The sequence below is a fragment of the Gilliamella sp. Occ3-1 genome (genome assembly GCF_001690655.1).
GTDB classification, from domain to species: Bacteria; Pseudomonadota; Gammaproteobacteria; order Enterobacterales; family Orbaceae; genus Gilliamella; species Gilliamella apicola_P.
The window spans coordinates 108,085-132,074 of the sequence record NZ_LZHQ01000004.1 but is presented as its reverse complement, the minus strand read 5'-3'; the positions used below and the strand labels follow the sequence as shown (position 1 = coordinate 132,074).

General features: G+C 35.5%; 21 protein-coding genes, 1 tRNA gene and 1 pseudogene. 10 read left to right on the top strand and 13 right to left on the bottom strand.

Translation table 11 applies throughout. The features are described 5' to 3' along the window. Nucleotides 1–140: 140 nt before the first annotated feature. From A9G43_RS01450 to A9G43_RS01440, 3 genes are all read left to right on the top strand, one after another. On the top strand, nucleotides 141–728 hold the full coding sequence (locus A9G43_RS01450; RefSeq protein WP_051634174.1) for a biotin transporter BioY: 588 nt from the start codon (nucleotides 141–143) through the stop codon (nucleotides 726–728). Continuing rightward, complete coding sequence (locus A9G43_RS01445) at nucleotides 712–1,287, top strand: YiiX/YebB-like N1pC/P60 family cysteine hydrolase (RefSeq protein WP_065605997.1); 576 nt, start codon at nucleotides 712–714, stop codon at nucleotides 1,285–1,287. The genes A9G43_RS01450 and A9G43_RS01445 overlap by 17 nt, the downstream gene beginning before the upstream one ends. 97 nt (nucleotides 1,288–1,384) lie before the next feature. Continuing rightward, a tRNA-Asn gene (locus A9G43_RS01440) sits at nucleotides 1,385–1,460 on the top strand. A gap of 490 nt (nucleotides 1,461–1,950) precedes the next feature. On the opposite strand, the gene ltrA is transcribed toward A9G43_RS01440, so the two are convergent. Together ltrA and grcA are read right to left on the bottom strand one after the other, a co-directional pair. Next, nucleotides 1,951–3,615 carry a group II intron reverse transcriptase/maturase gene (ltrA, locus tag A9G43_RS01435; RefSeq protein WP_065606097.1) on the bottom strand — a complete coding sequence of 555 codons (1,665 nt, stop codon included), beginning with the start codon at nucleotides 3,613–3,615 and terminating at the stop codon, nucleotides 1,951–1,953. Nucleotides 3,616–4,841: 1,226 nt separating this feature from the next. Beyond that, entirely contained in the window at nucleotides 4,842–5,225 is a 384-nt protein-coding gene (gene grcA / locus A9G43_RS01430) for an autonomous glycyl radical cofactor GrcA (protein ID WP_065605996.1), read from the bottom strand. Nucleotides 5,226–5,429: 204 nt separating this feature from the next. Here grcA and ung point away from each other — a divergent pair, with 204 nt between their 5' ends. Together ung and gntR are read left to right on the top strand one after the other, a co-directional pair. Beyond that, nucleotides 5,430–6,119 carry a uracil-DNA glycosylase gene (gene ung, locus A9G43_RS01425; protein WP_065605995.1) on the top strand — a complete coding sequence of 230 codons (690 nt, stop codon included), beginning with the start codon at nucleotides 5,430–5,432 and terminating at the stop codon, nucleotides 6,117–6,119. Further along, complete coding sequence (gntR, locus tag A9G43_RS01420; protein WP_065605994.1) at nucleotides 6,116–7,120, top strand: gluconate operon transcriptional repressor GntR; 1,005 nt, start codon at nucleotides 6,116–6,118, stop codon at nucleotides 7,118–7,120. Before ung ends, gntR begins: the two co-directional genes overlap by 4 nt. Nucleotides 7,121–7,186: 66 nt before the next feature. Here the strand turns inward: gntR and A9G43_RS01415 are convergent, their stop codons facing one another. Then, entirely contained in the window at nucleotides 7,187–7,537 is a 351-nt protein-coding gene (locus A9G43_RS01415; protein ID WP_065605993.1) for a DUF805 domain-containing protein, read from the bottom strand. Nucleotides 7,538–7,794: 257 nt separating this feature from the next. Between A9G43_RS01415 and upp the strand changes: the two genes are divergently transcribed. Both upp and A9G43_RS01405 read left to right on the top strand, forming a co-directional pair. Next, nucleotides 7,795–8,421 carry a uracil phosphoribosyltransferase gene (gene upp, locus A9G43_RS01410; RefSeq protein ID WP_034910795.1) on the top strand — a complete coding sequence of 209 codons (627 nt, stop codon included), beginning with the start codon at nucleotides 7,795–7,797 and terminating at the stop codon, nucleotides 8,419–8,421. A 102-nt stretch (nucleotides 8,422–8,523) separates the two neighbouring features. Then, the gene (locus A9G43_RS01405) at nucleotides 8,524–9,783 is read left to right on the top strand and encodes a uracil-xanthine permease family protein (protein ID WP_081297981.1); all 1,260 of its coding nucleotides are present in this window, start codon (nucleotides 8,524–8,526) and stop codon (nucleotides 9,781–9,783) included. A 316-nt stretch (nucleotides 9,784–10,099) separates the two neighbouring features. Here the strand turns inward: A9G43_RS01405 and lysS are convergent, their stop codons facing one another. The 5 genes and pseudogenes from lysS to A9G43_RS10620 form a co-directional block, all read right to left on the bottom strand. After that, the gene (gene lysS / locus A9G43_RS01400) at nucleotides 10,100–11,617 is read right to left on the bottom strand and encodes a lysine--tRNA ligase (protein WP_065605992.1); all 1,518 of its coding nucleotides are present in this window, start codon (nucleotides 11,615–11,617) and stop codon (nucleotides 10,100–10,102) included. A gap of 30 nt (nucleotides 11,618–11,647) precedes the next feature. After that, a protein-coding gene (gene prfB / locus A9G43_RS01395) for a peptide chain release factor 2 (RefSeq protein WP_141673991.1) occupies nucleotides 11,648–12,746 on the bottom strand; the annotation gives its coding sequence in 2 pieces (ribosomal slippage) (nucleotides 11,648–12,670 and nucleotides 12,672–12,746; 1,098 coding nt in all). Between the two features lie 176 nt (nucleotides 12,747–12,922). Next, nucleotides 12,923–13,549 carry a Fe-Mn family superoxide dismutase gene (locus A9G43_RS01390; RefSeq protein ID WP_065605990.1) on the bottom strand — a complete coding sequence of 209 codons (627 nt, stop codon included), beginning with the start codon at nucleotides 13,547–13,549 and terminating at the stop codon, nucleotides 12,923–12,925. Between the two features lie 262 nt (nucleotides 13,550–13,811). Continuing rightward, nucleotides 13,812–14,540 (bottom strand): type 1 glutamine amidotransferase, encoded by a 729-nt coding sequence (locus tag A9G43_RS01385; RefSeq protein ID WP_065605988.1) that lies wholly within the window; start codon nucleotides 14,538–14,540, stop codon nucleotides 13,812–13,814. A gap of 205 nt (nucleotides 14,541–14,745) precedes the next feature. Beyond that, nucleotides 14,746–15,848 (bottom strand): annotated as a pseudogene (locus A9G43_RS10620) (IS3 family transposase). 371 nt (nucleotides 15,849–16,219) lie between these two features. Here A9G43_RS10620 and pgi point away from each other — a divergent pair. Continuing rightward, nucleotides 16,220–17,869 carry a glucose-6-phosphate isomerase gene (gene pgi / locus A9G43_RS01370; RefSeq protein WP_065605986.1) on the top strand — a complete coding sequence of 550 codons (1,650 nt, stop codon included), beginning with the start codon at nucleotides 16,220–16,222 and terminating at the stop codon, nucleotides 17,867–17,869. A 78-nt stretch (nucleotides 17,870–17,947) separates the two neighbouring features. Here pgi and crr read toward each other — a convergent pair whose 3' ends face one another. The 4 genes from crr to A9G43_RS01350 all read right to left on the bottom strand — a co-directional run bounded on the left by crr (nucleotide 17,948) and on the right by A9G43_RS01350 (nucleotide 20,965). Continuing rightward, on the bottom strand, nucleotides 17,948–18,451 hold the full coding sequence (gene crr / locus A9G43_RS01365; protein ID WP_065605984.1) for a PTS glucose transporter subunit IIA: 504 nt from the start codon (nucleotides 18,449–18,451) through the stop codon (nucleotides 17,948–17,950). A 9-nt stretch (nucleotides 18,452–18,460) separates the two neighbouring features. Next, the gene (gene ptsI, locus A9G43_RS01360) at nucleotides 18,461–20,188 is read right to left on the bottom strand and encodes a phosphoenolpyruvate-protein phosphotransferase PtsI (RefSeq protein ID WP_065605982.1); all 1,728 of its coding nucleotides are present in this window, start codon (nucleotides 20,186–20,188) and stop codon (nucleotides 18,461–18,463) included. A 52-nt stretch (nucleotides 20,189–20,240) separates the two neighbouring features. Further along, nucleotides 20,241–20,498 carry a phosphocarrier protein Hpr gene (gene ptsH / locus A9G43_RS01355; protein WP_034911114.1) on the bottom strand — a complete coding sequence of 86 codons (258 nt, stop codon included), beginning with the start codon at nucleotides 20,496–20,498 and terminating at the stop codon, nucleotides 20,241–20,243. Between the two features lie 134 nt (nucleotides 20,499–20,632). Next, nucleotides 20,633–20,965, bottom strand: coding sequence for a hypothetical protein (locus A9G43_RS01350; protein ID WP_065605981.1), 333 nt, complete (start codon nucleotides 20,963–20,965; stop codon nucleotides 20,633–20,635). A 144-nt stretch (nucleotides 20,966–21,109) separates the two neighbouring features. Between A9G43_RS01350 and A9G43_RS01345 the strand changes: the two genes are divergently transcribed. Both A9G43_RS01345 and pepP read left to right on the top strand, forming a co-directional pair. Further along, a complete protein-coding gene (locus A9G43_RS01345) occupies nucleotides 21,110–21,661 on the top strand; it encodes a UPF0149 family protein (protein WP_065605979.1) in 552 nt (183 codons plus the stop codon). A gap of 33 nt (nucleotides 21,662–21,694) precedes the next feature. Next, entirely contained in the window at nucleotides 21,695–23,014 is a 1,320-nt protein-coding gene (pepP, locus tag A9G43_RS01340) for a Xaa-Pro aminopeptidase (protein WP_065605977.1), read from the top strand. Between the two features lie 63 nt (nucleotides 23,015–23,077). Here pepP and A9G43_RS01335 read toward each other — a convergent pair whose 3' ends face one another. Then, on the bottom strand, nucleotides 23,078–23,905 hold the full coding sequence (locus A9G43_RS01335; RefSeq protein ID WP_176701677.1) for a TonB family protein: 828 nt from the start codon (nucleotides 23,903–23,905) through the stop codon (nucleotides 23,078–23,080). Between the last annotated feature and the right edge of the window lie 85 nt (nucleotides 23,906–23,990).

Genomic DNA, 23,990 nt, shown 5'->3' with positions numbered 1-23,990 from the left:
ATTATCACACTCTTTATTTTAGAGTGTGATAAAAATATCCTATATCCCACTCCAATGTAAACAAATTAAAAACAAAAAAGTTTACAACAATAATAATTGCGCTATTATAGTTCTACTATTTATATAAAAGGTAGAAAATAATGAAACTTCAACCGACTTCGTATTATCCAACATTTATCACTACACTTGTAAATTTATCTTCTTGGCAACGTAAATTATTAACCACAACAAGTGCAGCATTACTTTTAGGATTAGCCGCTAACATTAGTATTCCAACTTACCCTGTTCCATTTACATTACAATCATTGGCTGTATTGTTAATTGGTGCTTTTTTAGGTCGTAAACTAGGTGCATTAGCAATAATCCAATACCTTATTTTAGGTGCAATTGGGTTACCGCTATTTGCCAATGGTAGTGGTGGAATTATGGCGTTAGCATCACCATCTTCAGGTTACTTATATGGCTATGTATTTAGTGCCTATTTAGCAGGGTTTGCAGCAGAAAGAGGTTATGATCGTCACTTTATTTTAGGTTTAATTGCATTCGCTTGTGCGCATCAATTGTTATTTGTATTTGGCGTTGTCTATTTAATGGGCTATTTACACATCACGCTAATTGATGCTTTAAAAGTGGGTTATCTGCCATTTGTTGGTGTGGATGCGCTTAAATTTATTATTGCAACTTGTGTAATGTTTTCGCTATGGCGCTATCGTGCTAAAAAACAATAATATCCAATGTGGAGATATTATCTTCCAAAGCCTAAAAAAAAATAATGCTTTTAATGGCGCTGTAAGCCTTTCAGGTGCAGTGCCAAAGATAGATGAAATAACCAAAAGTATTAATCATGTTGGTTTATATATTGGAAATAATACCGTTATTGAAGCAACACAAAACTATGGCGTGATTGAACAATCATTGACTAATTTTATTTGTGCAGCTAAGCACAATATCATTGGTAGAATCCATGATTTAGTTGTTATTCAAAATGCATTAAGAAGGGTAAAGAAATGCTTGGGTTCACCTTACAATCACAGCTTTCATCCCTATGCAGATGGGTTTTATTGCAGTGAACTAATTACTTATGCCTTTAAAACTGAGCAAGGTAATAATTATTTCGCATTATATCCAATGAATTTTAAAGATTTAGCTACAAATGAGATTTTATCTTATTGGATTGATTATTATCGCGATCTAAATCAGATTATTCCACAACATGAACTAGGATCGCACCCACAGCAATTACTTAGACAACGCCATTTATTCAAGACAATCCTAACACTTGAATGATAATAAAAGGAGGAAATTTTACACAAAAAAATATTTAAAATAATTTAACTATTGACATAGCGCCATTAAATCTATAATATGCGCGCTACATTTCGGTTCCTCCATAGTTCAGTCGGTAGAACGGCGGACTGTTAATCCGTATGTCACAGGTTCAAGTCCTGTTGGAGGAGCCAACTTCTAAGTGAAAAAACACTTAGTAAATTACTTCATATACAAAAACCACTTTCCTTTAATCAAAAAGTTTCTAAATCTGCTTGGCCATAAACTAATTGAAAAGCAGAAACAATGATATGCACTTTAATAGAAATTTAGCTAATCAACAATATTTAATAATTTAAAAGATAGAAAATAAAATCTTAAGCAATGCATTAACTTTATAATATAGTAAGACCGCATAAAACAATTTCTGAGAAAACTCCTTATGAGTTTTTAGGGAATTATTCTAATCATAAAGTGCCTCTCCTTCGGCGTTTTCCTACAGTTAAGTAAGTCAGGATTGTATTAATTATTATTTAAGCATAAAAAACCCAGCATTTGCTGGGTTTAAATATTTATTATTTAATAAAGTCGGGTAGCAACGACACATTACTGTGTCGCCGCCCCCTAAGAACTGTACGAGCGAATTTCTCCGCATACAGCTCAAGCCTTCCTATTAACTTATTGCTAAGTCGGTTTCAATACGTCTAACTTCAGTGCATGAACTTTAGTATGACATACAGGATGTAATAAAACCCTGTTTTTCAGCTTATTATCTCCACCCTGTACACGGTATATAATATGATGGTCATGCCATCCCGTCTCTTTTGTGATAGGGAGATGACATAGTCCACAACGCCCTTTTTGTTCCTTATACAACCTTTGCCATTGACTTCTGTGCGAATAATCTTCGTACATCCGTTTCTGGTATAGTGTTTCGCCGTATAATTCCCATTCAGGTAAAAACGGGTTGTATTCCGACTTTACCTTTACATGACGTTTAATCTCTGTCCTACTGCAAAACAGTAATTCAGTCCATATCTTTTCGCCGTGCCGATTCGTTGTATGTGTGCCAAATATCCAGTCCCTGCTTTGTATCTTTGTAAAGTATTTCGCTTTAACAAATCGTTTCCGCCTGTTACTGTGTCTTCGACAACACCATCGCCAAATCGCTTGCCAGACTAGATAGTCTACTTTACTGTACGTCTCTTTAGCAACAATGCTGCGGTGATAGTTAGCCCATCCCCTTAACATTGGATTTAATTTTCCTATTAGTATGTCTTGTTTAACCATTTTCATGGCACTTATTGTTTCTTTCACCTTGCGATAAAATGCTTTCACATTATTTTTGCTAGGTTTAATCAACAATTTGCCTTTAAATGATTTCACCGTCCAACCGAGAAAATCAAATCCTTGCTCGATATTAACAACGTGAGTTTTCTTTTCCGATAAGGTTAATCCCCTCTCTTTCAAAAATTCCCGCATTATTGGCAGAACTTCATTTTCAAGTAATTCTTTCGAACTCCCCGATATAATAAAATCGTCCGCATATCGAACCATATACACCTTATTAGCTCGCCGTTGTCTATTTCCAATTACACCAAAGTGTTTAGTTAATAGCTCGTCAATGCCGTCTAGTGCCATATTTGCTAAAGTTGGTGAGATGATACCCCCTTGTGGTGTACCCTCTGCCGTCCGTGTAACCTGTCCCATATCTACTACGCCCGATTTTAACCATTTTGCTAATATCCGTTTATTCATCGGAATATTGGCTATTAACCAATCATGACTAATATGGTCAAAACAACCTTGTATATCCGCATCCAATACCCATTGCGCCGTTTGTCTCATTTGACTCCCTTTGCGTGAAAATATCTTATGCACGTGGCTTATCGCATCCGCCGTTGAGCGATTGACACGAAATCCATACGAGTTTTTATCTGCTGTCGTTTCGGCTACAGGCTGTAAAGCAAATAAATGCAGCGCTTGCATTGCTCTGTCTTTCATGGTCGGAATGCCCAAAGGACGCTTCTTTCCGTCAGACTTGGGAATATAAACTCGCCTTAATGGCATGGGTTTATATCCTTTACTTGTCAGCGTTGCAATGGCTTTCCATTTACTCATTGGTGTTGACCATGTTTCCTTGTCAACCCCTGCCGTTCTTTTACCTCTGTTTTCTGTCACTCTCCGCACCGCTAATTGCTTAGCATACGTTGAGCGTGTCAGTAACCGTTGTAAGCGTTTAACCTTACGGTAGTCACCTTCAATTGTTGCCTTCGCAATCCGTACCTGCAACCCTTTAACATGCTTTGTTGCTTTGACCCAATCAATCTTGTGCCATAGCTCATTCATGTCAGGAGTCGCTGGAGCTGGACTACTTTTAACTTTTTCGTTAAACTTAGAGTACTCTTTCATACTTACTCCTGTAGTAACAGAAATAAGCAGAAATCTACTTGGTTTGTTGTGAATAATTTCTTCGTCCTGTGAGAGAAAGAAGAATTATTCAGTTTGCCAAATAAATTCTACTTCTCTGTCACATGGTGAATTGTTAGAGTAGGGAAATGGGCTTGTTTTCACTTGCCTATTTCCTGTCCTCACCCAATCATTCCCGAAGAAATGACCACAAAAGGATTAGCCAACATCTTACGATGAAAGACCAGTTAGAAGTCTGCACCCTTTCGGGTTAGGTCATGTTTCATACCCTATATCAGCCATTACAGCCAATCATTCGCTTTCTCTAACCTCCCTTACCTGCACCCCCAACAGTATCGCTTACGCTCTACCTGCCCTAGGGCGGAAATACAGGCTTACCAAGTTCCATTATTATCACACAAATAGTTAAGATGCTGTCTGTTCGCCGATAGTGTTTATGATGACGTATCCCCAATGTAAAAAGAGATATCCCACTATATACCTTTTTGGTTAGAGCTTGTCAGTAGCTTAAGCTCTTCAACTATCACGACGTTTATCAACAGTTCACTTACGTTCATCTTTCTATTTAGCCTAGCCCCTCATGACATGCTACTTGCCATTACTTAATGTTACCTCACGATAAACATTAACCTTGCTACTCCTCAAGGGGTACATTGTCAGGAAGCTCCGCACCAGACCGTTACCAGTCTCGCACTATCCCTAGGCTACTGTTAGTCATATAACAGGTTGACTCGCACTTTCACCTAATTTATAAGCAATTGTACTTCAACAATGATAATAACAGCTTATGCACTTATAACTTCACAATAGGTCAATTCTAGCTTAAACTATACGCTGTGGGTTCTTTCGTTTCCTTGGTCGATTCAATAAACTCTTATTGAACTCCTTGGAATCTTCCAGAATATCAGATATGATTAAATGAATTGTCCAAAGAATTTTGTTCTTTAAAGTATGAGATTTGTCTCTCACAGACTTTAACATATTCTTTACTGAATACAGGTTGTACAATATCCTTTCGGACATGTATAACGCCCTACTCAGACATTGTGAGGATGGCTAATTAAAGTTGTTCACCTTAATTAACCCACCCAGCTTTTTAATTAAAAATAAAAGACTTAGGTGCAATAAGTGCGCTCTTGTCGCACTTACATTTTAGTTGTAAATGTACGAGCAATAACATCACGTTGTTGTTCTGCTGTTAATGAGTTAAAACGTACTGCATAACCAGAAACACGAATTGTTAATTGTGGGTATTTTTCTGGGTGTTTTACAGCGTCTTCTAAAGTTTCACGACGAAGAACGTTCACATTTAAATGTTGACCTCCTTCAACTTTTACAGTTGGAGCAACATCTAATGGAACTTCGCGGTATTCGAATTGACCAAGTTCTGCAGTTGGAATGATTTGATCTTCTTTATAAACTGATTTAGCAGCTATACAACGAGCTTCTTTTGTAGAGTCGTCTAATAACCAGAAAGAATTTAGAAGTGCTGAGTTGTCTGCTTTAGTAATTTGGATACCTGTAATCATTTTAAATCCTCCTAACGGGGCCTTATTGCCCTAAAATAATTAGGGTTAATATAGCACTTTAAAAGATTGATAAAAGTCAAAAAAAGCTATTAATTCGATAAGTAATGCCTTTAATTTCTATTTTCTTTTGTGATAGGTTATTATGTAGAACTATATTAGTTATTGCCCAGAAACACTGGCATTATTGATGAGTGATATCAAAATATGACAACAAAATTGACTTGGCATGAAGTTATTGGTGCAGAAAAACAAAAACCTTATTTTCAACAAATAATGCAATTTGTAATGGCTGAGCGTGCTAATGGCAAGATAATTTACCCGCCTCAGCATGATGTGTTTAATGCGTTTCGTTTTACACCATTTGATCAAATCAAAGTGGTGATTTTAGGGCAAGATCCTTATCATGGTCCCAATCAAGCTCACGGCCTTTCTTTTTCTGTTTTACCCGGAGTTAAGACACCACCATCGTTAGTTAATATTTATAAAGAACTAGCAACCGACATTGATAGTTTTACAATTCCTTCTCATGGCTATTTAGCTTCTTGGGCTGCTCAAGGTGTATTACTATTAAATAATGTGTTGACTGTTGAAGCTGGACAAGCGCATTCTCATGCAAAAATAGGTTGGGAAACTTTTACTGATAATGTGATAGCGGCAATCGATGAATATCTTCAAGGTGTGGTTTTTTTATTGTGGGGATCTCCTGCACAAAAAAAGGGGCAGTTTATTAATCGCCAAAAACATCATGTATTAACATCAGTGCATCCATCACCGTTATCAGCTCATCGTGGATTTTTTGGCTGTAAGCACTTTTCCAAAGCGAATGATCTTATTATGCAACAAGGTAAAAAAGCAATAGATTGGCAACCAAGACTAGCGGAAAAACAAACATGAGTAATAATAAAAGACGTCGAACAAGTTTGCAGGAAATTGCAAATTTAATCGGGATTAGTAAAATGACAGTGAGTCGTTTTTTACGCGATCCCAATCTTGTATCTAAACCACTTCAATTACAAATTTCAGCCGCAATAGATAAGTTAGGATATATTCCCAATAAAGCTCCCGATATGCTGTCTAACGCTAAAAGTAATGCCATTGGTATTGTGTTCCCTTCTTTAACCAATCAGGTTTTCGCCGATATTTTAAAAGGTATTGAGATGATGACGGATGTAAGAGGATATCAAACCATGATCACTCATACCGGATATAGTGCTGACAAAGAGGAGTTACGTTTACGCTCATTACTTTCTTATAATATTGACGGGTTAATTTTAACGGAAAGAACACATACTCCAGCAACATTAAAGATGATTGAAATTTCGGGTGTTCCTGTGGTTGAAATTATGGACAGTGTTTCACCTTGTATTGATATGGCTGTTGGATTTGATAATTTTACTGCAACCAAGAATATGATTGATAAAATGATAGATAAAGGCCGCCGTAATATTGTCTATTTTAGTGCAAGACAAGATCAACGAAGTATTATACGTCAAAAAGGATATGAAAAGGCTATGGAAGAAGCAGGATTAACACCTAGAACGCTAGCGACTAAAGAAGCATCATCTTATGAATTAGGGGCAAGATTTTTGCATCAAATTTTAAAAGATTTTCCTTGTGTTGATGGTATTTTTAGTACTAATGATGACTTAGCTTTAGGGGTATTACTTGAGTGCCAACGGATGGGAATTAAAGTGCCAAAACAAATAGCGATTGTTGGATTTCATGGACATCAAATTGGTCAATTTATGAATCCCAAACTAACATCTATACAGACACCAAGAATTGAAATGGGAAAAATTGCAGCGGAGCTGTTATTAAAACGGATTAATGGTGAACAAATTGATAAAAAAGTGATTGATTTACCTGTTGAGTATTTAAACGGAGAAAGTATTTAATAAGGGTAGAAGATGACATTGATAATGATTTAACCTTACCACGTTTAAGATAAGGTTATTAGTAAATTATAACCCCTTAGGGTTTTCACCGTATTGGTTCCTGCCTGGTGTTGAGTCCAGTACGCAGAATACAAATATAATAATAATACCAATGTATGGAATAAGTTGTAACAAAACCCACCAACCTGATTTGCTTGTATCATGTAAGCGGCGTACTGTAACAGCTAAACTAGGAAGGAGTAATGCCAACGCTAAGATAGCGGTTATAGCTAAGGGACTTCCAATCATTTTATCAATGATTGCTGCGATAACAGTTAAAATAAAATTGAACAAAGCGAACATCCAATATTCTTTACGACGCGCTCGTCCATTAAAATTTGTATAATTTTTTGTAATACAATCAATAAACCAATTCATTCCTATATTCCTTTTTTAAATTAATTACTGAAATAAATTATTTGGAACGGCTATTGTGGCTATTCTAATGAAAAAAAAACGAAAATAAAACTGATTTTTATCGTTGAATTTTTTATTTTTATTTTTTTATCAATATTTACATTGCCTATAAGGCTGTTGATTTCAGGTTTTCATAAAGTGATAACTATGTTAGAATTATCGCTCAGTGGTTATTTATACCAGCTAACAAATTATAGAAAATAACACTGAGGCCATCCATGAAAATAGTTGAAGTAAAACACCCTCTTGTACGTCATAAAATTGGATTAATGCGTGAACACGATATTAGTACCAAAGACTTTCGTGATCTTGCCAGCGAAGTTGGCAGTTTATTAACTTATGAAGCAACTGCTGATCTACCTACCGAAACAGTAACAATAGATGGTTGGTGTGGACCTGTTCAAGTAGAACGTATTAAGGGTAAAAAAATTACCGTTGTACCTATTTTGCGTGCCGGCTTAGGTATGATGGATGGTGTGCTTGAGCATGTGCCAAGTGCCCGTATTAGCGTTGTCGGTTTTTACCGTAACGAAGAAACGTTAGAACCTGTTCCTTATTTCCAGAAATTAACCTCGGATATTGAAGAGCGAATGGCTTTAGTTGTTGATCCAATGTTAGCTACAGGTGGCTCAATGGTAGCGACAATCGATTTGCTTAAAAAAGCAGGTTGTAAAAATATTAAAGTATTAGTTTTAGTTGCCGCACCAGAAGGTATTAAAGTGCTTGAACAAGCTCACCCTGATGTTGAACTTTATACTGCATCGATTGATGAGAGGTTGAACGAAAAAGGCTACATATTACCTGGACTGGGTGATGCTGGAGACAAAATCTTCGGCACAAAATAAAATCTCAAAATTTAGACCGGTTAATCCGGTTTTTTTATGCCTGTTAATCAGGTAAGTTATACAATAAACTTCGTTAAGTAAGAGAGGCGAGATGTGAGCAATATCACAACAGATAAAACAAAAAATATAACATCACTGCATAAGCATTCTTGGCAAGATATTTTTACTGGAGCACAAATGTTATTTGTCGCATTTGGTGCATTGGTGTTAGTTCCACTATTAACAGGGTTAAACCCGAATGTAGCTCTTTTTACTGCTGGAGTAGGTACTTTATTATTTCAATTGACAACTAAAGGTAAAGTTCCTGTATTTTTAGCGTCATCATTTGCTTTTATTGCTCCAATCTCATTTGGTGTTGCTCATTGGGGGATTCCTGCTACTTTAGGCGGTTTAATAGCTGCTGGATTTGTATTTATGTTTTTTGCTTTTTTAGTAAAAATAAATGGTAAACATATTATTGATCGTATCTTACCGCCAGTTGTAACTGGACCAATTATTATGGTTATTGGTTTATCATTGGCGCCTGTTACTATAGGTATGGCAATGGGTAAAGAAAGTGGACTGCAAGCTGAAAATTATCAATTGATTATTATTTCAATGTTATCATTATTAACAACTTTAGTGGTTGCCATTTGGGCAAAAGGTTTTTTAAAATTATTACCTATTATTTCGGGTATTGTAGTTGGTTATACGCTCTCTTGCATGTTTGGTATTGTTAACTTCCAACCAATTATTGATGCACCATGGTTTAAAGTTCCCGATTTCACTTTTCCTGAATTTCACTGGCAAGCCATTTTGTATATGATCCCGATTGTAATTGCGCCAACCATTGAACATGTTGGCGATATTATGGCTATTAGCGCCGTAACAGGTAAAGACTATACACGCGATCCCAGTTTACAGCGTACATTACTTGGTGATGGGCTAGCAACTTCGATGGCAGGATTTTTTGGTGGACCACCGTGTATTACTTATGCAGAAGTGATTGGTGCAGTAACGCTAACTCGCAATTTCAAAACTCGAGTAATGACATGGGCAGCTCTTTGGGCAATTTTAATGTCTTTTATCGGAAAAATTGGTGCATTTTTAAGTTCAATTCCAACTGTAGTAATGGGGGGGATTATGGTGTTACTGTTTGGTTCTATTGCATCAGTGGGCATTAATATCTTAGTTAAACATAAAGTCGATCTATCTGTACCGCGTAATATGTGTATTGTTTCATTAGTTTTAGTCTTTGGTATTGGAGGGATGATCTTTGATTTTGGCTCTTATACACTGCAAGGTATTAGTTTATGCGGTATTTTAGCTATTGTGTTAAATCTTATCTTGCCACATCAAGTCAAATCAACTAATAGCCACTAAATTAACTGCTATATCGTTGGTTATTTTTATAGCCAACGATATTTATAATATAACTGTATTAACCTATCACTCTTTTTAGCCTTTCTATTTTTTTGTGGCAAACCTATTTTTGCATTTTTAATCAATATGGTGGTTATCACACTTCATAGCTAGCACAAAATCTATGTATAGAATTATGCAGTTTTATAATCAATGAATGGATTGTTTCTTTTTATATGCTTATCGCTGTTTTTGTCAAAAAGTTTCAGGTAAGTACGTGTTTCAGTATAAAAACACACTTATCAAAAAATAAGTGTGTTTTTAATGATAAACCGTTTTATTTGATTGGACGCATGGTTGGGAATAAAATTACGTCACGAATTGTATGGCTGTTGGTAAATAGCATCACGGTACGGTCAATACCGATCCCAAGTCCTGCTGTAGGCGGTAAACCGTGCTCCAGCGCTGTAATATAATCTTCATCATAAAACATCGCTTCATCATCACCCGCATCTTTTTGTGATACTTGATCAGCAAAGCGTTGAGCTTGATCTTCAGCATCATTAAGCTCTGAGAATCCATTACCTATTTCACGACCACCAATAAAAAATTCAAATCGATCAGTCACAAATGGGTTTTCGTCGTTACGGCGAGCAAGTGGGGATACTTCAGCTGGATATTCAGTAATAAAGGTTGGTTGAATTAAGTTTGATTCAGCCACTTCTTCAAAAATTTCAGTTACCACTCGACCAAGTCCCCAACTTTTTTCAATTTTTATACCAACTGATTGTGCTATGGCACAAGCTTTATCAAAGTCATCTAGATCTGTATTATTGGTTTCAGGGCGGTAATGGCAAATGGCTTCACGCATGGTCATTTTGATAAATGGTTTACCAAAATCAAACGTATGTTCACCATATTGCACAACAGCATCACCTGTTACCGCAATAGCTAAACGACGGAATAATGTTTCTGTTAATACGATCAGATCTTTGTAATCAGCATAAGCCATGTACATTTCCATCATGGTAAATTCTGGATTATGTCTTGGTGATACGCCTTCATTTCGGAAGTTACGATTAATTTCAAATACCCGCTCAAAGCCACCTACAACTAATCGTTTTAGATAAAGTTCTGGCGCAATACGCATATACATATCTAAATCAAGCGCATTGTGATGCGTAATAAATGGTTTAGCTGATGCACCACCCGGAATTACCTGCATCATTGGCGTTTCGACTTCCATAAAGTGGTTTTCAATCATAAAGTTGCGGATTTCACTGACAACTCTGGAACGCGCTTTAAAAGTCTCTCTTGACTCTTGATTTGTGATAAGATCCAAGTAACGTTGACGGTAACGCATTTCTTGATCGGCAAGTCCATGAAACTTATCAGGTAATGGGCGAAGAGCTTTAGTTAATAAACAAATTTCTTCACAGTGAATAGAAAGCTCACCAGTTTTAGTCTTAAATAGGTAACCTTTAGCGCCGACAATATCGCCCAAATCCCATTTTTTAAATTGCTCGTTATAAAAACCTTCAGGGAGATCATCACGAGTAACATAAAGTTGGATTTGTCCAGCAACATCTTGTAGAGAAACAAACGAGGCTTTACCCATAATACGACGCATCATCATACGGCCAGCCACAGTTACAATAATTTTCTTTTCAATCAGTTCTTCGTTAGTTTTATCGCCATATTGTTTATGGAGATCACTAGAAATCGCATCACGGCGAAAATCATTAGGAAAAGCAATACCTTGTTCGCGAAGATGAGCGAGCTTCTCGCGACGTACTTTTAGTTCATTATTTAACTCTTCAATTTGGTTTTGTTGATCTTGCTGCTCTGTTGACATAGTTTTACCTTTTATTTATAACCAAGCGGTTTATAAACCTGCTTTTAAGCTTTCTTCAATAAATTGATCTAAATCGCCATCTAATACGGCCTGTGTATTACGAGTTTCAACGCCAGTACGCAAATCCTTGATACGCGAATCATCAAGTACGTAAGAGCGAATTTGGCTCCCCCAACCAATGTCAGATTTAGTTTCTTCCATTTGTTGTTTTTCAGCATTCTTTTTTTGCATCTCAAGCTCATACAGTTTTGCTTTTAACTGTTTCATTGCTTGATCTTTATTGCTGTGTTGTGAACGGTTATTTTGACATTGAGTAACAATGCCCGTAGGAATATGAGTGATTCGTACAGCAGACTCGGTTTTATTTACATGTTGACCACCAGCGCCTGACGCACGGTATACATCAATACGGAGATCGGCAGGGTTAATGTCGATATCAATATCATCATCAATTTCAGGATAAACAAATACAGAAGCAAACGAGGTATGGCGTCGATTGCCTGAGTCAAATGGACTTTTACGAACTAGGCGGTGTACTCCAGTTTCTGTGCGTAACCAACCGTAAGCATAATCACCTGATACTTTAATCGTTGCTGATTTGATACCAGCAACATCACCGTCCGATACTTCCATCACTTCAGTTGCAAAACCTTTTGATTCAGCCCAGCGTAAATACATCCTAAGTAATATTTCTGCCCAGTCTTGTGCTTCAGTTCCCCCTGAGCCTGATTGGATATCTAAATAACAATCTGCACTATCATATTTACCAGAAAACATTCGTCGGAATTCAAGTTCAACCAGTTTTTTCTCTAACTGTTCAAGTTCAAAATTAGTTTCATCGAAAGTATCTTGATCTTCAGCTTCAATAGCAAGTTCAAGCAAGCCTTCAACATCGTCAAGACCTTGAGTTAATGAATGAATGGTATTTATTATTTCATCAAGTGCAACGCGTTCTTTACCTAACGCTTGTGCTTTTTCTGGATCGGCCCATACTTCGGATTGCTCTAGCTCGGCATTGACTTCTTCGAGCCGTTCTTTTTTTAGATCATAGTCAAAGATACCCCCGAATCACGGCTGTGCGTTCGGTAAGTTCTACTATCTTTGATTTAACTGGATTAATTTCAAACATGATTTAAATGGAGTTGCTCAGTTTTATGATTTATTAAACAAGCGTCCATTGTAGCGGATTTGGGCATAATTTAGCAATTGCCAATTACTATTTTTGAATTTGACTCAGTGCTCGAAAAGAAAAGATGGCGCACTAGGCGCCACTTTTAAGGTGAAAAGAATATGAGTACAATCAAGTTATTTTTTTGCTTCAGCGTATAGCTCAGCAACTTTATCCCAGTTAACTACATTCCAAAATGCACCAATGTAATCAACACGGCGATTTTGATATTTTAAATAATAAGCATGTTCCCAAACATCTAGTGTTAAAATCGGCGTACCAGAAACACCAGCAAATTTTTCGCCCATTATCGGTGAATCTTGATTGGCTGTAGAAACAACTTCAAGTTTACCATTTTGTAATACTAACCAAGCCCAACCTGAACCAAATCGAGTTGCTGCCGCTGCTGCAAATTTTTCTGTAAATGCATCAACCGAACCAAAATCTTTTTCGATGGCCGCTTTTAAGTCGCCTTTTAGTTCAGTACCAATTTTTAATAGTTCCCAGAAAAGAGTGTGATTAACATGACCACCTACGTTATTTTTAATACCCGTGATTTTGTCAGCAGGTACTTTATCTAAATTTTTTAACAAAGTGCTAGGGCAAAATTCTTTTAATTCAGCTGGCAAAGTTTCAAGAATGGCATTTGCATTGTTCACATAGGTTTGATGATGTTTATCGTGATGAAGATGCATAGTTTCAGAATCAATATAAGGTTCTAATGCATCATAAGCATAAGGTAATGGAGGTAAAGTATAAGCCATGAAATTTGCTCCTTTCATATATTAGGTATTATTAACTATTTTATTTCATGAGTATACGGGCTATTAGTATAGCTCTCAAACTATCACTTAGATAGTTAGTGACTATCTGTTATCAGAATGACTATTGCTTTTTCAATTCGTCTTCATTATTTGCTATAAATGGAGTTTATATAAATAATTGCATGGTTTTTATTAATCAGGTTTCCTTTTACTTACTATCAATTAAATATATTTTGTGTTGCTATATTTTATTGTACTGAATTTAGTTCCCTAAAGATGAATGATAAAACTGGCTCAATTTATCGAGAAAAGTGAAAAGTTTTTGATTCATTTCAGTGTAATCATGAGAGCGAAGCTTATCAGGTGTATCGACAAAGCGGTATTTTTCTGCTTGGCTAAGTTCCTTTTGTGAATGGGTAATTAATAACTCGACCACTTCAGGTGTTAACTCCATATGGCATTGGAAACCATAAACAAATTTACTGTATGCAATGATTTGACGAGGACACCCTTCACTATAAGCAATAATTTGAGCATCTTTGGTTAAACCGGGCATATCATTGTGCCAATGACCTACTTCTAATGTGCTACCAAAATCAGAAAATAAAAGATTTTTTTTACCGACTTGAGTTAGTCTAATAGGGAATTTACCAATTTCTTTTTCTGGGCTGTTGCTATAACTTGCCCCTAACGCTTCACCGATTAATTGTGAACCAAGACATACACCAATGACTACTTTCTCTGCTTTTATTGCAGATAAAATAATGGATTGTTCTGCTTTAGAATCAAAATGAGCACATTCTTGTTTGGTGGTTGATGGTGACTGTGGACCGCCCATAACAACAAGAAAGTCGATATCATCAATGCTATTAGGAAGTGGTTCATTTAGGTAAACGCGAGAATAAGTTATAGTATGATGATTATTTAGAGCCCATTGTTCATAAGCTCCGGGTGCTTCAAAAGCCTCATGAATAATAAAATGTATATGCATTAAAAAACACCTCCTTTTATCGTAGATAATCATCGACAAGTTTACTAAAATCATGTGTGTATTGCTATTAATAAAAACATGTTAATGTTGCATATACAATAGATGTGAACCAAAAATGTTTTATATTTATAACATATTACAACGAATATATTTATTGATATAAAATTCTGGTATGCCCACACTTTTTAGCACCCAAAAGATAAGGTCATCGATTTCTTTTGTATTCAATCGGCGACTGGTAATTTAATATTGAATGAAGTCGATTATAATTAAACCAATCCACATAGTGATTAAATTCCAATTTAAGTTGCGCCAGTGAATCAAAAATAGTATTTGACACAAATTCTGTTTTCACTGCTTTAAATGTGCTTTCTGCAATTGCGTTATCATAAGGACAGCCTTTGCGACTTAACGACCGTTTAATTCCAAATGCTGTTAAACATTCATCAATCAAATGATTATCAAACTCTTTTCCTCTATCAGAATGAAACAACTCAATCGTCTGTAAGTTCATTGGAATTTGACTCATAGCTTGCATGACCAGTGCCGCTGTTTTATGCCTGCCAGCACTTCGTCCCACTATTTCTCGATTACTGATATCAACAATTACACGAAGGTAGTGCTAACGTTGTTTAACCTTCACATAGGTTAAATTGGTCACTAATATCTTTTGTGGTTGACCTATATCAAATTCTCGATTCAGTTCATTATCCACCGGCGATTCATTGCTTTTTTCTATATGAATACAATATTTTTTACAGGTGTATTTCGAATACCCAGCCATGATCCGACCTATTCGGCGTCTAGATACGGTTATGCCTTGCTTTCTCAGCTCTGCTTGCAGACGCTTTGTACCATAAGCACGATAATTATTATTAAAAATTTCACTAGGAATATATCTTGTGGTTACTGCGTCAATTACCGTTGATTATAGAAACGATTTCGGTTTACATTTAAACATCGACATAATGCACGTGAGCTGTATCGATGCTTATTATGTAAAATTAACTCGATTTTCTTCCCATTATCAACGCCGCTTGCTTTAGGATATCATTCTCCATTAACAAGCGTTTATTCTCTTTGCGTAGCGCGATAAGTTCGTTCTCTTCAGTTCGACTGATTATCTTTTGCGATGAATGAGCCGGTAGTTTAGTACTGCGTTATCCACTTATCTAATGCTGATTTGGTGAGGTCATACTCTGCGACGATATCCGCACGTTTTTTACCATTTTGATATAGCATGACCATTTGTTTTTTGAACTCGTTAGTAAAGCTACGTTTTGTTCTTCGCGATGAATCGATTGCCATTGTTGTTACCTTCTTTTATTTTTAGTTTATCATAACAATGACCTTATAAAACTGGTACTAATTAGTGTAGCATATCCATATGCAAATAAACAAAACGAAGGGTGTGGATATAAAAATAATAAAAGCAATTGATAATTTTACTAATGATATGGTCATCCTTGTCAATTTGAAAATTAAAAAGATAGAAAATAAAAATTTAAGTACTTTGCGGTAAAAACACCTTACGTTTTTTTAACAGATTTTTTAAACATATAATTTAAATAGTACAGCGTTTTCCTACACATTATTTTTAATCGATAAGATCCTTAGTTGCATCGTTATAAGCATAGTTATATTATGACTATAATGCAATATTATTTAAGGAATAAATTATGTTAAAATCAATTGATCCAAAAACAACCCAATCTTGGAAATCCCTTCAAGCTAGTTACGAAAAACACCACAATAAAACTATTGCACAAATTTTGAAAGAAGAACCGAAACGCGTTGAAAAACTTACTATTTCTTTTGAAGATGAGTTTTTAGTTGATTTATCTAAAAATAGAGTAACGCAAGAAACGCTAGAATTGCTTTATAAGCTAGCTGATGAATGCGATCTAATTGGTGCAACTAAAGCCATGTGTAGCGGTGAAAAGATTAACCGTACAGAAAATCGAGCTGTATTACATGTTGCATTACGTAATGTATCAAATACACCAATTTATGTTGATGGTAAGAATGTGATGGATGATGTTAACGCTGTCTTCGCTAAAATGGAATCATTCAGTAAAAAAATCATTAATGGTGAATGGAAAGGATACACTGGTAAAGCCATTACTGATGTGGTCAATATTGGTATTGGTGGTTCAGATCTAGGGCCTGTAATGATTACCGAAGCATTACGACCTTACAAAAACCACTTGAACATGCATTTCGTATCAAATGTAGATGGCACACATATCGTTGAAGCGTTAAAAGGCTTAAATCCTGAAACCACTTTATTTTTGGTTGCATCCAAAACTTTTACCACTCAAGAAACTATGACAAATGCACAAACAGCACGAGCATGGTTACTTGATACTGCTAAAGATGATAAAGCAGTTGCTTTGCACTTTGTTGCTCTTTCAACTAATGCTAAAGAAGTTGAAAAATTTGGTATTGATATAGCTAATATGTTTGAATTTTGGGATTGGGTTGGTGGACGTTATTCATCTTGGTCGGCAATTGGCTTATCGATTGTTTTATCAATTGGTTTTGATAACTTCAAACAATTTCTAGCTGGTGGCCATGCGATGGATAAGCACTTCCAAAGCGCACCAATTGATAAAAATATCCCAACGTTACTGGCATTAATTGGTATTTGGTACAATAATTTTTGTGGTGCTGAAACTGAAGCTATTTTACCATATGATCAGTACATGCACCGTTTTGCGGCTTATTTCCAACAAGGAAATATGGAGTCAAATGGTAAAAGTGTCGATCGCAACGGTAATAAAACACCTTACACAACAGGTCCAATTATTTGGGGCGAGCCAGGAACCAATGGTCAACATGCATTTTATCAATTAATTCACCAGGGTACTAAACTCATCCCTTGTGATTTTATTGCACCAGCAATTAGCCATAATCCAGTTGGAGATCATCACCCAAAATTATTATCTAACTTTTTTGCTCAAACTGAAGCTTTAGCTTTTGGTAAAACAAAAGAACAGGTCGAGCAAGAGTTCATAGCTGCAGGAAAAAATCTTGATGAAGTGAAGTCTATTGTACCATTTAAAGTATTTGAAGGTAATAAACCAACTAATTCAATATTAGTGAAAAAAATTACACCTTATGCTCTTGGTGCCTTAGTTGCGATGTATGAGCATAAAATTTTTACTCAAGGAGTTATTCTTAATATATTTAGTTTTGATCAATGGGGTGTTGAACTTGGTAAACAACTTGCTGGACGTATTTTACCTGAATTAGCAGATGATAAACCTGTTAGCTCTCACGATGATTCAACAAATAGCTTAATCAACCAATACAAAAAATGGCGTTAAGTATTATTAAAAAAGATAAGTTATAACATAAAAAAACCTTCAGCTAAAACTGAAGGTTTTTTTATAATAGTGAAAAAATTATTTTTTTACACGCATTATTGGTGTTTTACCTGCTTCGACAGAGCCCGATAATTTATTTAATTCTATTATGGTTTCCATATTAGAAATAACTACCGGAGTTAATACGGATTTAGCTTTGCTTTCAAGTAGAGGTAAATCAATTTCAATAATGGTATCACCTACTTTTACCTGCTGACCTTCTTCAGCAATTCGTTTGAAGCCTTCACCTTTTAGTTCTACTGTATCAATACCAAAATGAACAAAAAGCTCAATGCCCTCATCCGATTCTATAGCAAAAGCGTGATTGGTTTCGAAGATTTTTCCTATTTTCCCACTTAATGGAGCGACAATTTTGTTACCAGAAGGTTTAATAGCTACCCCATCACCAACAATTTTTTCAGCAAAAACCACATCTGGCACATCTTCGATTTTAACGATTTCGCCACTTAAAGGAGCAATAATCTCGATGCTATTTTTGTTATCATCGGATACTAATTGCTTAATTTTATCGAATAGACCCATTATTGCCTCCTAACAAATTTGCTTTTCAGCAGTGTAATTTTCAATTAAATCAATTATTTCTTTAGAAGTTGCTTTTTCTAATACAGTATCAGCAAATTTTTTCGCTTCTTCATAGTTAGTATTGCGAATTAATTTTTTGATTTTAGGAATTGATACTGCACTCATACTAAATTCATCAAGTCCCATGCCGAGCAATAAGATTGTGGCTCTTTCATCACCAGCAAGCTCTCCACACATACCTGTCCATTTACCTTCTTTATGAGAAGCATCGATAACATTTTTAATCAGAGTTAACACTGAAGGCGAAAACGGATTATAAAGGTGAGAAATTAATTCGTTACCACGGTCAACAGCAAGCGTATATTGTGTTAAGTCATTGGTACCGATACTAAAAAAGTCTACTTCCTTGGCTAAGTGATGTGCAATCACAGCTGCTGCTGGAGTTTCAATCATTACACCAATTTCAATATTTTTATCAAATGCTTTACCTTCAGCATTCAATTGTTCTTTAAGAATATTGATTTCGGATTTTAATGTTCGGATTTCTTCAACAGAAATAATCATTGGGAACATAATGCGTAATTTACCAAATGCAGATGCACGCAAAATTGCGCGTAATTGTGCATGAAGTACTTCTTTACGATCTAAACAGATTCGAATTGCTCGCCAACCTAAGAATGGATTTTCTTCTTTTGGTAAATGCATATAAGGTACATCCTTATCGCCACCAATATCCATGGTACGGACAATTACCGATAAACCATTGGTTGATTCAGCTACTTCTTTATATGCTTTAAACTGTTCTTCTTCATCAGGATAAGCTTCGCGATCCATAAATAAGAATTCAGTACGGTATAGGCCAACACCTTCATAACCGTTACGTTCAGCACCTGCAATATCACGCACTGTACCAATGTTACCGCAAATTTCTACTTGATGGCCATCAAGGGTTACAGCAGGTAGATCTTTCAATTTAGCTAGTTCTTCTTTATCACTAATATATTTAGCTTGAACTTGTTTTAATTTTTCTTGAGTTGTGTGATCTGGATTGATATAAATGGCATTATTTATTGCATCTAAAATAACAAAATCACCTTGTTTGATTGCTTGAGTTGCATTAGATGTTCCAACGATAGCTGGGATTTCTAAAGAACGAGCCATAATTGAAGTATGCGAGGTGCGTCCACCTGCGTCAGTAATAAAGCCTAACACCATGTCTAGGTTTAGTTGAGCTGTTTCAGAAGGTGTTAAATCTGTTGCAACTAAAATACATGGTTGGCTAATAGCACTTAAGTCAACAATTTCAATACCTAAAATATTTTTGAGTAATCGTTTACCAATATCACGAATATCTGCAGCACGTTCTTTTAGATATTCATCATCTAGGTTTTCTAGTTCTTTAGCTTGGGTTTCAAATACAGATTGAACAGCGGCATCAGCGGTTGAATGTTTACTTTGAATACGAGAAATAACTTCTTGTTCAAGATCCTCATCTTCAAGAAGCATAATATGCCCTTCAAAAATGGCAGCTTTATCTTCGCCTAATGTGGATTTTGCTCGTTCCATAATCGTATGTAGCTGTTTACTTGATTTTTGGCGAGCTTCCTTGAAGCGCTCAATTTCAGCCTCAATCTTGTTATCAAGAATTTGTCTATTACTAATAGCAATAGGCTCTTCTTTTAATAATAGCGCTTTAGCAAAAGCGATACCGGGGGAAACAAGTGTACCTGATACCATAACATTTAATCCTTATTCTATTTTAAAACCGTTCATAGCTAACTGGGAGTTATTATTCCAACTCAGGAATTAATTTTACTAAATGAGCAACAGCTTCTTTTTCGTCTTCACCTTCGGCAGAAATGGTAATAGTTGTTCCTTGTGATAAACCTAACGTTTGTAACTTAAACAGACTTTTAGCACTCGCACTTTTACCATTAGATGTGACAGTAATTTCTGCATTAAAGTTCTTTGCTTCTTTAACAAATTGTGCAGCAGGGCGGGTATGAAGACCATTAGATGCAGTAATAGTTACATCTTGTTTATACATATTATTTTACTCCCAAAATATTTTGTTTCACCGACCAATATAAATAAAAAACGTCTGAAAGGCTAGTAAGATTTCATTGATCTTTTATATTAAGTCAGCCGTATTAGCTATCACATTAAGATAGCCGTAATTTATCAGTATCGGTAGATACGAGTGACTTTATCACTACATTTTTTAAATTCTACCTCTCCATGGATTCCATGTTTAATATTCTCAAAAACGATTTCTTCACTACCATCAAGTTGTGATGCGCGGATCTCATCTCTACAGAAAGCTTCAAATCGCTGTAATTCCTGTTCACTATTACCCAATTTATAAGATGAAGGTAAATCTTGGCTGGTCACATAGGTATGTATTTTATCTTGCACATCAAGGACAATTACGCCTTTATTAGATAAAGGCGAACCACAGGAGGTTAATGATAATATTAATCCTGCAAAAAATAATAGTTGCAGAGAAAATTTCATGATAAATCCTATAATATTCAAAATAATTCCTTTATAAAGCACAGCAACCTGTTTATGATTTATAACTAGATGCAAATTATATACTAATAATCGAAGAAAGTGCAGAGTGCATTTTTCTTGATGTAATAATATTAGGGGAAGTTTATGTCAGATACTATCAATTACGACGAATTTAATCGCCAATTAATTCAAAATAAAATAGGCATTACTGCCGCAGAGTTACATGGTTTTCTTTCAGGTATATTAGCTGGAGGTAACTATGACGAAAGCTGGCGTCCATTAGTTGAGGATATGTTAAATAATGGTCAAAAAATGTCAACATCATTAGATGAAAAAATTAGCCAACTTTATGCGCTTATCAAACAGCAATTTTTTGAAGAAGATTTCAGCTTTCAGTTATTACTTAGCGACAAAGATTTATATACACAACTGGATGATCTAGTTGGTTGGGTAAATCATTTCTTACTTGGTATTGGAATTGTGCAACCTAAAATTAACCACATCAAAGGTGATGTTGGTGAAGCCATTTATGACCTACGCCAAATTGTTAAACTAGGCTATGATGAAAATGAAGATCAACAAGAGCTTGGTTTTGCTTTTGAAGAGATAAAAGAGTATGTTCGCATAACTTCTATGCTATGTTTTGATGAATTTAACGAATTCAATGAGGCAGACACACCCCCAACAATCCATTAATATTAATAACATTACATCTTCAGGGGAATCACAATGATAAATACTGATATCGAAACAGAACTTTTTGCACGTCGAGAAAAATTACTAGCTCAAATGATACCAAATAGTATCGCACTTTTTTTTGCTGCTCCAGAAATGACGAGGAGTAATGACACCCATTACCCATATCGACAAAATAGCGACTTTTGGTATTTTACACTTTTTTCTGAACCAGAAGCGGTATTTGCAGTAGTTAAACAAAAAGATAATACAACTAAATACATATTATTTAATCGCCCAAAAGATACGCTAGCAGAGACTTGGACTGGTTACCGTTTAGGTCAAGATGCCGCATTAAAGACGGTTTTTGTTGATGAAGCTTATACATTTGATGAGATTGAAAAAGTATTACCTGATTTATTAAATGGCAAAACGGCGGTTTACCATGCTGACCAACAGTATCAATATGCCGATAGAATCGTAGATCGCACAATGAATACTCTGCGACAAGGGAGTAGATTAAATCTTTATGCACCAAACAGCACGATCGATTGGCGACCGATAGTTCATCAAATGCGCATGTTTAAAACAGATTTTGAAATCAAAATATTGCGCAAGGCTTGCAAAATCAGCGCTCAATCTCACGTTCGAGCAATGCAAAAATGTAAACCGAATATGTATGAATATCAACTAGAAGCTGAAATCTTGCATGAATTTGCGTGGCATGGTGCACGAGCACCATCTTATAACACCATTGTTGGTAGTGGTAATAATGGATGTATACTGCATTATGAAAATAATAGTCAGCAGTTAAAAGATGGCGATTTAGTTTTAATTGATGCGGGTTGTGAATATCAGTACTATGCAGGCGATATAACTCGCACTTTTCCTATCAATGGCAAATTTAGCCAAGCTCAACTTGAAATTTATAACATCGTTTTAGCATCACAATATCAAGCCATTAAATTGTTTAAACCGGGTACTTCAATTATGGAAGTCAATAATCAAGTTGTAAGAACGATGGTAGAAGGTTTAGTAAAACTCGGGATTATGCAAGGTGATGTTGATAGCTTAATTGCTAATAAAGCTTATACACAATATTACATGCACGGTTTAGGCCATTGGTTAGGTATTGATGTGCATGATGTTGGTAGTGGACGAGATCGAATTCTAGAGTCAGGAATGGTATTGACTGTTGAACCAGGGCTTTATATTAATCAAGAATCAGATGTGCCTGCACAATATAAAGGTATCGGTATTCGGATCGAAGATAACATTTTAATTACTGACACAGGAAATGAAGTTCTGACAGGTGATGTTCCAAAAGATCCAGCTAAAATTGAAAAATTAATGGAAAATAAATTTACTCATTAATTGTGTCGTTACCGTAATTTTTAAAATAAAAATTACGGTTTTTTGTTTTCATCTACCTAATTATTAATCCAACTTAATTGATTTATCACGGTTAAAAATAATCCTAATTTTTAGGTCTTTTGCTGGAATTGGTTTGTACTTCCAAGTTTTCATGGCATTTATTACCGAACGATTAAATATATTATTAGGATTTGCTTCAACAATGCGAATATTTTCAACTCGCCCATCCCTGTTAATATCAAACATTGCTACCACGTAGCCTTCTAAGCGCATATCAAGCGCTCGGCGTGGATACTCAGGTTGATTCCGTCTAATTGGAGAAGGATTACCTGAATATTGGCGATTATTTGAAAGTTTGGGTGCAACAGAGGTATTTGCCAAATTATCACTAACCACTTCTTGCCTAACTTGTTTATGAGAAGCTTTTTGGACTGGCCTGCGCTTTTTTTTCGGCTTTTTCTCTTTTTTTACTACAACTTCCTTTTGGGGTTCAACCGTTGATTTATCGGATATTTTTTCGAGAATAGATTCAGGATTTTCTTCCTTAACTACTTCAGGTTCAACAACAGGATCAACTGGTTTTTCTTCAATTTGTTTGTTATCGATCAGTTCACTATTTTCCGCACCTTGAATTTCAGGGGTATTTTCAACTAATGATTGTTCAGGGGCGGCAAATTGCGATAGATCGACCATAATAGCTTTAATCGCATTATCGCCTTCATCAACAGCAACATTTTTAGCAAACAAGGCAGAACTAAAGAGCAAAGCAAATAAGATAAGATGCGACAATACAGAAACTGATGTACATACATAGGTATTTTTAGGTTTTTTTTTAATTGGACTCAAAGGGGCCTTAGTATCATCGAGATCTATATCAAAGTTAATCTTCATAATAATAATCATATTTAACTTAATGACAGTTATTCTAAATGAAAATGCTTATCATTTGTAGTATTATTTTAAAATAAGATGGATG

What these genes read in the sequence shown, in the direction of transcription:
- A9G43_RS01450 (WP_051634174.1), top strand. Translation starts at nt 141, where the DNA reads ATGAAACTTCAACCGACTTCGTATTATCCAACATTTATCACTACACTT.
- pgi (WP_065605986.1), top strand. Translation starts at nt 16,220, where the DNA reads ATGTTAAAATCAATTGATCCAAAAACAACCCAATCTTGGAAATCCCTT.
- A9G43_RS01385 (WP_065605988.1), bottom strand. Translation starts at nt 14,540, where the DNA reads ATGCATATACATTTTATTATTCATGAGGCTTTTGAAGCACCCGGAGCT.
- ptsH (WP_034911114.1), bottom strand. Translation starts at nt 20,498, where the DNA reads ATGTATAAACAAGATGTAACTATTACTGCATCTAATGGTCTTCATACC.
- ltrA (WP_065606097.1), bottom strand. Translation starts at nt 3,615, where the DNA reads ATGAATGAGCTATGGCACAAGATTGATTGGGTCAAAGCAACAAAGCAT.
- upp (WP_034910795.1), top strand. Translation starts at nt 7,795, where the DNA reads ATGAAAATAGTTGAAGTAAAACACCCTCTTGTACGTCATAAAATTGGA.
- ptsI (WP_065605982.1), bottom strand. Translation starts at nt 20,188, where the DNA reads ATGGTATCAGGTACACTTGTTTCCCCCGGTATCGCTTTTGCTAAAGCG.
- gntR (WP_065605994.1), top strand. Translation starts at nt 6,116, where the DNA reads ATGAGTAATAATAAAAGACGTCGAACAAGTTTGCAGGAAATTGCAAAT.
- A9G43_RS01350 (WP_065605981.1), bottom strand. Translation starts at nt 20,965, where the DNA reads ATGAAATTTTCTCTGCAACTATTATTTTTTGCAGGATTAATATTATCA.
- crr (WP_065605984.1), bottom strand. Translation starts at nt 18,451, where the DNA reads ATGGGTCTATTCGATAAAATTAAGCAATTAGTATCCGATGATAACAAA.
- A9G43_RS01390 (WP_065605990.1), bottom strand. Translation starts at nt 13,549, where the DNA reads ATGGCTTATACTTTACCTCCATTACCTTATGCTTATGATGCATTAGAA.
- A9G43_RS01335 (WP_176701677.1), bottom strand. Translation starts at nt 23,905, where the DNA reads ATGAAGATTAACTTTGATATAGATCTCGATGATACTAAGGCCCCTTTG.
- grcA (WP_065605996.1), bottom strand. Translation starts at nt 5,225, where the DNA reads ATGATTACAGGTATCCAAATTACTAAAGCAGACAACTCAGCACTTCTA.
- ung (WP_065605995.1), top strand. Translation starts at nt 5,430, where the DNA reads ATGACAACAAAATTGACTTGGCATGAAGTTATTGGTGCAGAAAAACAA.
- A9G43_RS01345 (WP_065605979.1), top strand. Translation starts at nt 21,110, where the DNA reads ATGTCAGATACTATCAATTACGACGAATTTAATCGCCAATTAATTCAA.
- lysS (WP_065605992.1), bottom strand. Translation starts at nt 11,617, where the DNA reads ATGTCAACAGAGCAGCAAGATCAACAAAACCAAATTGAAGAGTTAAAT.
- pepP (WP_065605977.1), top strand. Translation starts at nt 21,695, where the DNA reads ATGATAAATACTGATATCGAAACAGAACTTTTTGCACGTCGAGAAAAA.
- A9G43_RS01415 (WP_065605993.1), bottom strand. Translation starts at nt 7,537, where the DNA reads ATGAATTGGTTTATTGATTGTATTACAAAAAATTATACAAATTTTAAT.